10 protein-coding genes are annotated in these 8737 nt (G+C 45.1%); 7 read left to right on the top strand and 3 right to left on the bottom strand.

Going from position 1 to position 8737, the window contains the following annotated elements:
* The 7 genes from ISR87_14895 to ISR87_14865 form a co-directional block, all read left to right on the top strand.
* Positions 1-139: hypothetical protein (locus ISR87_14895; protein MBL7026728.1), on the top strand; the 139-nt coding region annotated here is incomplete at its 5' end.
* A gap of 2 nt (positions 140-141) precedes the next feature.
* The gene (locus ISR87_14890; GenBank protein ID MBL7026727.1) at positions 142-978 is read left to right on the top strand and encodes a hypothetical protein; all 837 of its coding nucleotides are present in this window, start codon (positions 142-144) and stop codon (positions 976-978) included.
* Between the two features lie 14 nt (positions 979-992).
* Positions 993-1856 carry a hypothetical protein gene (locus tag ISR87_14885; protein ID MBL7026726.1) on the top strand — a complete coding sequence of 288 codons (864 nt, stop codon included), beginning with the start codon at positions 993-995 and terminating at the stop codon, positions 1854-1856.
* 116 nt (positions 1857-1972) lie between these two features.
* Positions 1973-2470: an ATP-dependent zinc protease gene (locus ISR87_14880; GenBank protein MBL7026725.1), complete on the top strand. Its 498-nt coding sequence runs from the start codon at positions 1973-1975 to the stop codon at positions 2468-2470.
* Between the two features lie 2 nt (positions 2471-2472).
* The gene (locus ISR87_14875) at positions 2473-3735 is read left to right on the top strand and encodes a RimK family alpha-L-glutamate ligase (protein ID MBL7026724.1); all 1263 of its coding nucleotides are present in this window, start codon (positions 2473-2475) and stop codon (positions 3733-3735) included.
* Complete coding sequence (locus tag ISR87_14870) at positions 3728-4825, top strand: succinylglutamate desuccinylase/aspartoacylase family protein (protein MBL7026723.1); 1098 nt, start codon at positions 3728-3730, stop codon at positions 4823-4825. The genes ISR87_14875 and ISR87_14870 overlap by 8 nt, the downstream gene beginning before the upstream one ends.
* 108 nt (positions 4826-4933) lie before the next feature.
* Entirely contained in the window at positions 4934-5821 is an 888-nt protein-coding gene (locus ISR87_14865; GenBank protein MBL7026722.1) for a mechanosensitive ion channel family protein, read from the top strand.
* Positions 5822-5864: 43 nt separating this feature from the next.
* Here ISR87_14865 and ISR87_14860 read toward each other — a convergent pair whose 3' ends face one another.
* From ISR87_14860 to ISR87_14850, 3 genes are all read right to left on the bottom strand, one after another.
* A complete protein-coding gene (locus ISR87_14860) occupies positions 5865-6539 on the bottom strand; it encodes a flagellar motor protein MotB (protein ID MBL7026721.1) in 675 nt (224 codons plus the stop codon).
* A 123-nt stretch (positions 6540-6662) separates the two neighbouring features.
* Positions 6663-7961: a mechanosensitive ion channel gene (locus tag ISR87_14855; GenBank protein MBL7026720.1), complete on the bottom strand. Its 1299-nt coding sequence runs from the start codon at positions 7959-7961 to the stop codon at positions 6663-6665.
* The coding region (locus ISR87_14850; GenBank protein MBL7026719.1) for a TrkA C-terminal domain-containing protein at positions 7958-8737 on the bottom strand (780 nt) is incomplete at its 5' end. The genes ISR87_14855 and ISR87_14850, both read right to left, overlap by 4 nt.

The following is an 8737-nucleotide window of genomic DNA, read 5'->3' as shown; positions in this document are numbered from 1 at the left end:
AGGGGAATTTACTCTCAATGTGATGTTGAAAGGTGAAATGCACTATATGGGTCTCTATTATGAATATCATTTCTATGATACCTACATCAAGGACCGAGAGCAACGTCTGGGTTCCCTGGGATTAAGGATACTCTTCTAGTAATGCTGAAAATAAAAAACCATTTGAAGCATCTGCTTCTTCTCTTCTTCTTGGTATCAGCTTCCTCGGTACAGGCAGGACCAGATCTTGTCATGGCCACCCAGGGGTATATTCTAATTGCACCGCATGCCCACGGTTTTGATCGGACTGCAAGCACCAATGCAGGCTACCGGGTAGATTTGACAGCCCTAACAGACCTGATACGCTGGAATCAGATGTATTTTAGTTTTCTGACCACGAATAAAACCCTGATTTCCAATTCACCTGAAGTTGGCGGTTTTGGCCTGGATATGTTGATTTATACCCTGAGCCCTGATTTCAGATATGAATTCAATAATTGGATGCTGCGTGTTGCTTATCTTCATGAATCCCTTCACAGTGTAAGTCGCGCGACACTTGGTCGTACCGTCTGGATGAATAGTCTCCAATTATCGGTGGGGAGTAAGGGCTCGAATTACCTCTACATATGGGAGGAGTATAAAAAGAACAGGGATAAGTTCCTGAATCATCTGGATGGCCGAGCCTATGTTGGAATTTTTCGCCGGGGTGATGGAACGATCTGGACGTCCCGCAACCATGATTATAAAATGAAGCTTGGTGGACGTGTCCGTTTTCAGGTCGGCTCGTTCAATAAATGGGCGTATTTTGTTGGTTCAGACCTCACCGGTTGGTTGAGGGAAAGTGGTGACTGGGAAGGCAAGGGGCTGGTGAGATTTAATGTTTTCAGAAAAGGATTGAAAAATTTCGCAGGCGTCTATTATGCCTACAATTTTTATGACACATTTCGACCGGATAATGAGCAATACCTGGGCTCCCTGGGTTTGCAGGTCATTTTTTAAGCAACCGGATCTACATGTATAAATCCATCTTAGCTGTTATACTATTCAGCTCACTAGTGATAAATGCCAATGGTTCAGATGTGTCGACACATCAAAATCCACAGTTCAGCTTTAGCTATTGGAATGATAATTTTGGTTTACAAAAGCAGCTGGAAGGAGTTGTTCCTCCTGGTGATGATGATTTCATGACTGCAAGCTGGAGATTTGAAGTAGGGCTTGGTGATAATATTCTCTGGCGCAGCCTGGAAGTGTATTATGCCATCTTTACAAATAGAGTGGCCAATAACAGGTTTGATTTAGTGGCAGGTCGCTATTCTCAAGAATTCAGACGAGGTCCCTGGCTCTTTAAAATTAGCGGTGGCCTGCTGGTGAGAGGCTCCCTGGGAGGTGCTTGGCTTCAAAACCAGTTCCATGCCTCACAGGGATATGGAGAAGTCGATTTACCTTACTTGTCTCAGAATCGTGTTGGTGGACTGTTGTATGCCAGAGCTGCTTATGAAGTTTTGTCTCACAAAAACAACTCTATTCAAGCATACTCAACGACTGCTTTGCGACTGGGGGCAGGGCCAACAAACTTCCGCATGGGTGTAGAAGGTGCCAGAATCTTCAGCAATGACAGGTTACCCCTTAGGGGCTCTGTAACCCTACGATTGGGTTATGCTCACTACCTGCGACCCTCTGCTGTTATGGAGCCGCACTTTAATTACGGTCCGGTGGCAGGATTACAGGTGGGGTCAGTCTATAAAGAGAGGGTGGGTCTCGCTTTCTGGTTTACAGAAAATCAATACGGTTTGTCTGATCCACATTATGGGATCACTTTGAGTTATCGAAACGGAGGACTCCGCCTGCCACAGTTTCACAGCGTAATGTTTCCTTGACCCCTGCTGGGTTTCATAGAAATCAGTGCAACGATATGGATGGGTAATTTTTATCTTACTATAAGTAAATTATTATTAGGAATTTGGGCACAAAGTTAGTAGTAAATCACAATATGATGAAAAAGACACCAAAAAAGCCAATTGAAGTTATCGGGTGGAGAGAGTGGGTCGGGTTGCCTGACTTTGGAATCAAATCCATCAAAGTAAAAGTTGATACTGGTGCCCGATCATCCTCATTGCATGTATTTGATTTACACCGTTTTGAACGTGCTGAGAAGACATGGGTGAGCTTCAAGATACACCCAGCACAACGAAAATCAGACCGAACTGTTGAAGCGGAGGCTGAAGTGCTGGAGTTTCGAAATGTCCGCAGTTCCAACGGTAAATCCGCCAGCCGCCCAGTTATCATCACTCAAGTTGAGTTACTTGGAAAAAGCTGTCCTGTGGAATTAACACTGGCGAGTCGGGATAATATGGGTTTTAGAATGCTGTTGGGGCGTGAGGCATTTCGAGGTCGTTTTCTCGTTGATGCCGGTAATTCATACTATGGTGGCAAACCCTTACGCAAAAAGAAAAAAATAAATCTTCCCAAAAGAAGAAGGAATAAGGAATAATTATGAAATTAGGAATACTATCTGTCAGCCCAGGCTGCTATAGCACACGTCGTTTACGTGAGGCAGCAGTTCAAAGAGGCCATACTGTCAAAGTGTTAAATACGGTTAAGTTTGCCATCGATCTTGAGGAAGGGCATCCAGATCTATATTTCCGTCAGAAGCAACTGTCCGCGTATGATGCAGTTCTCCCAAGGATAGGTGCTTCAATTACCTATTTTGGGACAGCAGTTGTCCGACAGTTTGAACAAATGGATGTATTTTGTGCCAATCCCTCGGCTGGTATTGCCACATCACGGGACAAACTGAGAAGCTTGCAAGTTTTGAGTCGTCACCACATAGGCATACCCCAGACGACCTTTGTCAAAGATAAAAAAGATGTGTTGCCAGCTATTCATCGCGTTGGAGGTGCTCCAGTTGTGATCAAATTGTTGGAGGGAACACAAGGTATTGGTGTACTCTTAGCTGAGACCATCAGCGCTGCAGAAGCAATCATTGAGATGCTCCAAAGTCAAAAACAGAATGTGTTGATCCAGAAGTTTGTTGCTGAGAGCAGGGGCAAAGATATTCGGGCATTTGTTGTTGGGAATCGTGTTGTAGCAGCCATGCGCAGGGTTGCGCAGGGTCAGGAATTCCGCAGCAATGTTCATCGAGGTGGACGCACCGAGCAGGTTGTTCTCAATGAGGAATATCATGAAACTGCAGTACGTGCAGCCCAGATTATGGGACTTCGAGTAGCAGGTGTGGATTTACTGGAAAGCAATGATGGACCTCAGATCATGGAGGTCAATTCGTCTCCTGGTTTAGAAGGAATAGAGGGATGTACCCAGTTGGATATCGCAGGTGCAATCATAGACCATATTGCAGCTCAGGTCAACTTCCCAGATCTTGATATACGCCAGCGATTAACAGTGAGCAAAGGATATGGTGTTACAGAATTAATAATCCATAAAGGGTCAGAGTATGTGGGTAAAACGATCACCGAATCTGGCTTGAGAGAGAAGGATATTAATGTTTTAACACTCTACCGCGGCATCACCGTCATCCCAAATCCCAAGGCGAGTCGAGTATTGGAGCCTGAAGACCGCTTGCTTTGCTTCGGCAAGCTAGAGCTCATGCGGCACCTTGTTCCAGAGAAGACCAGGCAGAAGAGACGCAAAAATGTAAAAACCCTGCCTGACTTACCGGCGGCGGAAGAAGTCTTAAAGTCTGCAGAAGAGCTGGCTAAAGAAGCACCGGCACCTTTGGAGATTATTGGAAATGACTAGCACAAGAGAACGTAAACCAATTGGTGAGTGGTTCGGTGAAACCATTGCTCCCGGTGAGGAGCGTGATGTGTTTCTTAATGTTGGTGAAAGCTATAGCAGCTCGACGGTCACAATTCCAATCCATATCAGACGGGCAAAACTTGATGGCCCCGTAGTATTTATCACCGCTGCTTTGCATGGTGATGAAATTAATGGAACCGGTGCGGTTCGACATATCATTCAGGATCCTGATTTTGAACTGCTTAAAGGCTCGCTCATTCTGGTTCCCGTCCTAAATATTTTAGCCTTTGATAGACACTCCAGATATCTACCAGATCGGCGAGATCTGAATCGCTGTTTCCCAGGATCTTCTGGCGGTAGCCAGGCCAGTCGATTGGCGCATAAGATTTTTAATGAAATTGTTACCAGGAGTGATTTTGGCATTGATCTCCATACTGCATCTATTCGCCGAACTAATTACCCCAATGTGAGAGGGGATATGACCAACCCCAAGGTTCGCAGGTTGGCCAAGTCATTTGGCTCAGATCTCATTCTCAATGGGGTTGGTCCTACTGGCGGATTTCGTCGTGAGGCGTGCAAAGCAGGATGCCCGACCATTATTATGGAGGGTGGAGAGATATGGAAAGTAGAACCAAGTATCGTTGAGACCGCTGTCAAAGGGATAAAAAATGTACTCCGCAGCCTGGGTATGATCGACATACCTGCTGAGCGGCCCAGCTATCAGATTGTGGTTGAGAAATCAAAATGGATACGTGCCGAGCATGGTGGATTCCTACAATTTCACATCAAACCGGGTGATATGGTTACAAAGGATCAAGCCCTGGTCACAAATACCACTTTACTGGGGGATGATCAGAATATTTTATACGCTCCTTTTGATGGTGTTGTTGTAGGAATGACCAGCTTACCTGCCGTGAGTCCGGGTGAACCCATATGCAATTTGGCAAAACTTCCCAAAGGTTACGATCCCACAGATCTGGAGAAAATCAGGTCTGATGATGATGGTCTCGAGCAGTGGGTTTCTGAAGAGCTTGCCTCTAGTGTGCTGGTTGTAGAGGCACCTGATGATAATCCAACATCAGAAGCGTAAGCTCTGGCTGTCAACTTATGGGTGATGGAACAGGGCCAGGACTAGTACGATTTGATCCGTGGGAACTTGACCTGGCCAAAAGTGATTGATCCGAACAATTTATAGGAGATGGGACATCTAATGGACCTGCAAACATTTTTGATTATTGGTGCCATATTGATATCAGCGTTTATAGCCATCAGGCTGTTGCGCTTCTTTCTAAGCCGTTATCTGGATCGTGCATCCGAAAAGTTAAAGGTGGACCCAACCAACTATAAGTTTTTCAAGAATATACTTTCAGCAGCGATCTATGTCCTGGCATTAGGACTCAGCATTTATATGATTCCATCCCTACGCACGCTAGCTGTGGGTTTGCTGGCAGGCGCGGGAATCTTTGCGGCCATTGTTGGGTTCGCTTCCCAGGCAGCCTTTGCGAACATGATCAGTGGTGTTTTCATCGTCATCTTCAAACCACTCTCAGTCCATGATGTGGTCAAGATCGGATCGCTCTATCACGGTATTGTGGAGGACATCACCCTGAGGCATACCGTGATCAGAGATTTTGAGAACCGCCGCATCGTGATCCCCAATTCGGTAATGAGTAGTGAGACCATTATCAATTCCAACATGGGAGACATACGGATCAGACGACATATTGATTTAGGCATCAGTTATGACTCCGATGTGGATCTGGCAATCAGGATCATTCAAGAGGAAGCAGTTGCCCACTCCTCGAGTCTGGATGTGCGTACTCCTGAAGAGATAGAAGGAGGGGTTCCACAAGTGATAGTGAGGGTGCTAGGTTTTGGGGATTCAGCGGTTTTGCTGAAGGCATATGTCTGGGCCGAGAATCAGATTGCTGCCTTCGAAATGCATTGTGATCTCAACAAAGCCATTAAGAAGCGCTTTGATGCCGAGGGCATTGAGATTCCATTCCCTTATCGTACACTGGTGTTCAAAAATGATATTCCCAATCTCGGTAAAACGCAAATAGATAGTCAGCCAGGGGAAGTGTAACTGCGGTGAAGATGCAGCGATTGAGAAATTATTTTTAAATCGTCTATTTTACAGAGTTCCCCACAACTATCTCAACGCGTCTGTTTTGTGCCCTACCTTCAGCCATACTATTGCTGGCAATAGGTCGATGTTCCCCGTAGGCTACTGCTCCCAGAAGTTCGGGATCCAGCCTGCTATTTTTCTCAAAATAATGTAAGACGTTAAGCGCTCTTGCTGCTGAGAGTTCCCAATTGCTAGCGTATTTCCAACGATAACCGGAAGCTATTGGTACGTTGTCACAATGACCCTCAATCAAGATTTCTCGATCAGGGTATTTCCTCAGTGATTCTATCACTTCGGCCATGTAGAGCTGACCCCTTTCGCTGAGCTCAGCGCTGCCACCCTTGAAAACAACAGCATTGGTGAGAACAATTCTGTTTCCAATAACAAATTGATTTTTCTCAGATGCTTTCAGGCGTTCAATCTCATTTAAATAGTTCTGCTTTTTTTGCTGCTCAAGCTTCAGTGTCTCTTTCAACTCACCCTGCTTGGAACTCAATTCGTTGGACACTTTTTTTTCAGTTTCCAGACGCTTCTCAAGCTGATCCAATTCGGTACGGAGACGCTCAAGCTCAGCGTCCTTCTCCTGGACCAAAGCACTACTACCTCCAGCACATCCCATCATTAAGACAGTCAACGTCACAATTCCACACATTTGAAAAATTTTAGTTACTTTCATAATACATACCCTTACTGGTGATTGTTTCTATCAATTAATCATTACCGGGTCTGATGAAGACCCACCTGCAAAATATTTACATGAATCCTTCCTGGTGTCCTCCTATGAAAGAGAGTCATACAGTTAATTCTCTTCCGATGCGATTTTATGGAGGTGTACATCACGCTGCGGGAATGGAATCTCAATTCCATTTTCCTTAAGCGTATCCCAGATGCGAAACAAGGCATCACTTTGGATGTTTGTCGTCCCATTTTTAGGGTCATCTATCCAGAATCTGAGCTCCAAATCAATAGAGCTATCTCCAAAACCTGTCATGAGGCACATGGGAGGCGGTGTCTTGAGTACTCTGGGGACATCATTCATTGCTTCAATTACCAGAGCACGTACCTCGTGTGGATTCGATTTGTAAGCCACCCCAAAGGGAACTTTCAAGCGGATCCTTTTATCAGAGTAGGACCAGTTAATCACCTGCTGTGTAATTAAATCCTCGTTTGGAATCAAGTATTCGTGCCCGTCACGGGTTACAACGCTTACATAGCGGCTCTTTAGGCTGGAAATCCACCCATATACTTCACCAATCTGCACCACATCACCTGGCTTGATAGATCTGTCAGAAAGGAGAATAATACCGCTAAGCAGGTTGGAAGACACCTTTTGCAGACCAAATCCAATACCAACACCAAGGGCACCACCAAAAACAGCCAGGGCTGTCAGATCCACTCCAATGCTGTCCAGGACAATGAGGGCGATCAAGAAATAAATCGAAAACCTGATCGTTTTGCTGATAAGTACATGAGAAGAGGCAGAGAGTTGGTCAAATCGGCTGATTTGTTTATCAAAATATCCACCAAACCATTTACTAAGACGGAGTGCTATGACGAGAAAAATTATCGCTTTAAGGGTGGCTAAAACCGTAATATGCACTTCCCCCAGATGGAATCCGATCTTATCCAAAAATTCAATCATTGGCGTGAGAATGCCAAGAATACTCAGAGCTGCCAGTCCCCAGGCTGTCATTGAGACAAATCCAGCCCAAAATTTATCGAGGATAGTTACAGAGATGATTTGGATAATCACCCAAACCAGAAGCAGGGTTAAGACCAGATTAAGAAAGAGATGGGGGATTTCAAGCTGCCGGTAGATAAGGACAGCAACCCACAAGAATAGAACTTGTTGAATGCCAGCAATCTGATTCAGGATGGTTTCAAGGAATTTTGAGATGGCAATTTTTGACCCATCATACGTACTCAAACGCTTCTGTAAAACTGGTTGAAGACGCTTGCTGATTAAAAGACTTACCCCCAAAACCAGAACAATGATCAATAATTGCACCAGGTTTGTCCAGATCAGAATATGATCAAGGAACCAGGCGTAAATTTGATTCATCAGGTCAGTAATAGTTTGTGTATCGAAATTATTCATCGCTTACTCGAATTTGGAGGGAGAGAAGGATCATCCCGCTTTGAATTTTGGTCCAGTTCTTCATTCTGATTATCGAGTTGATCTTCCTTGAAAGCTTCAACCGCTTCACGGTGAGCAATTTCACCGTGAAACCCTTTGATGCGGGTATCCAGTTCCTCAACGCGTTTCTGTTTCGAATAAAGCACAAGGGTGTCTCCTGAATTTATGATCTCATACGCTCGTGGTGCACCCCGATATGACCCATCTTGTCTGTGAATGCCGAGAATGAGGACGCCTTCCGCAGAAAGAGCCGAGTCCTTTAAGCTTTTACCTGCCAGCCAATCCCCATCTTCTATGATAAGTTCAGAAACAGCAAATGCATTTTCCAATTGGAGGACCGTGACGGTATCCTTCACATCCAGATGGGTCCATTTTCTCAAACCCCAGCCAATGGCCAGGTTCAACCAGCGTTCAATCCGACTATTTGTGGCTCCTTTGTAGAGCAGGATGATTCCCAGAGTCAGAACGGACAAATTGATCCACCAGTTATGTGAGGTTGATGTACTGAAATACGAAAGAACACCTGTGGCAATGATAGTGGCAATACCAAGATTACCAGACAACATGAGCATCATGATAATCCGTCGACGTAAAGGATGCTTAAGTATGGATTCAGATTCAGTCGTCGTAAAACCAACTCCAGTAAAAGCAGATCGAGCTTGAAACTGAGCTGTTTCGCTGGACACTCCTGTAACACTCAAAGCGATGGCAGCAATGCGTGTTACAATCAATGAAAG

The sequence above is a fragment of the Candidatus Neomarinimicrobiota bacterium genome, from assembly GCA_016784545.1.
GTDB lineage: Bacteria > Fidelibacterota > UBA8477 > UBA8477 > JABMPR01 > JABMPR01.
The sequence above is the reverse complement of the archived record's forward strand: the minus strand, read 5'-3'. Positions and strand labels throughout refer to the sequence as shown.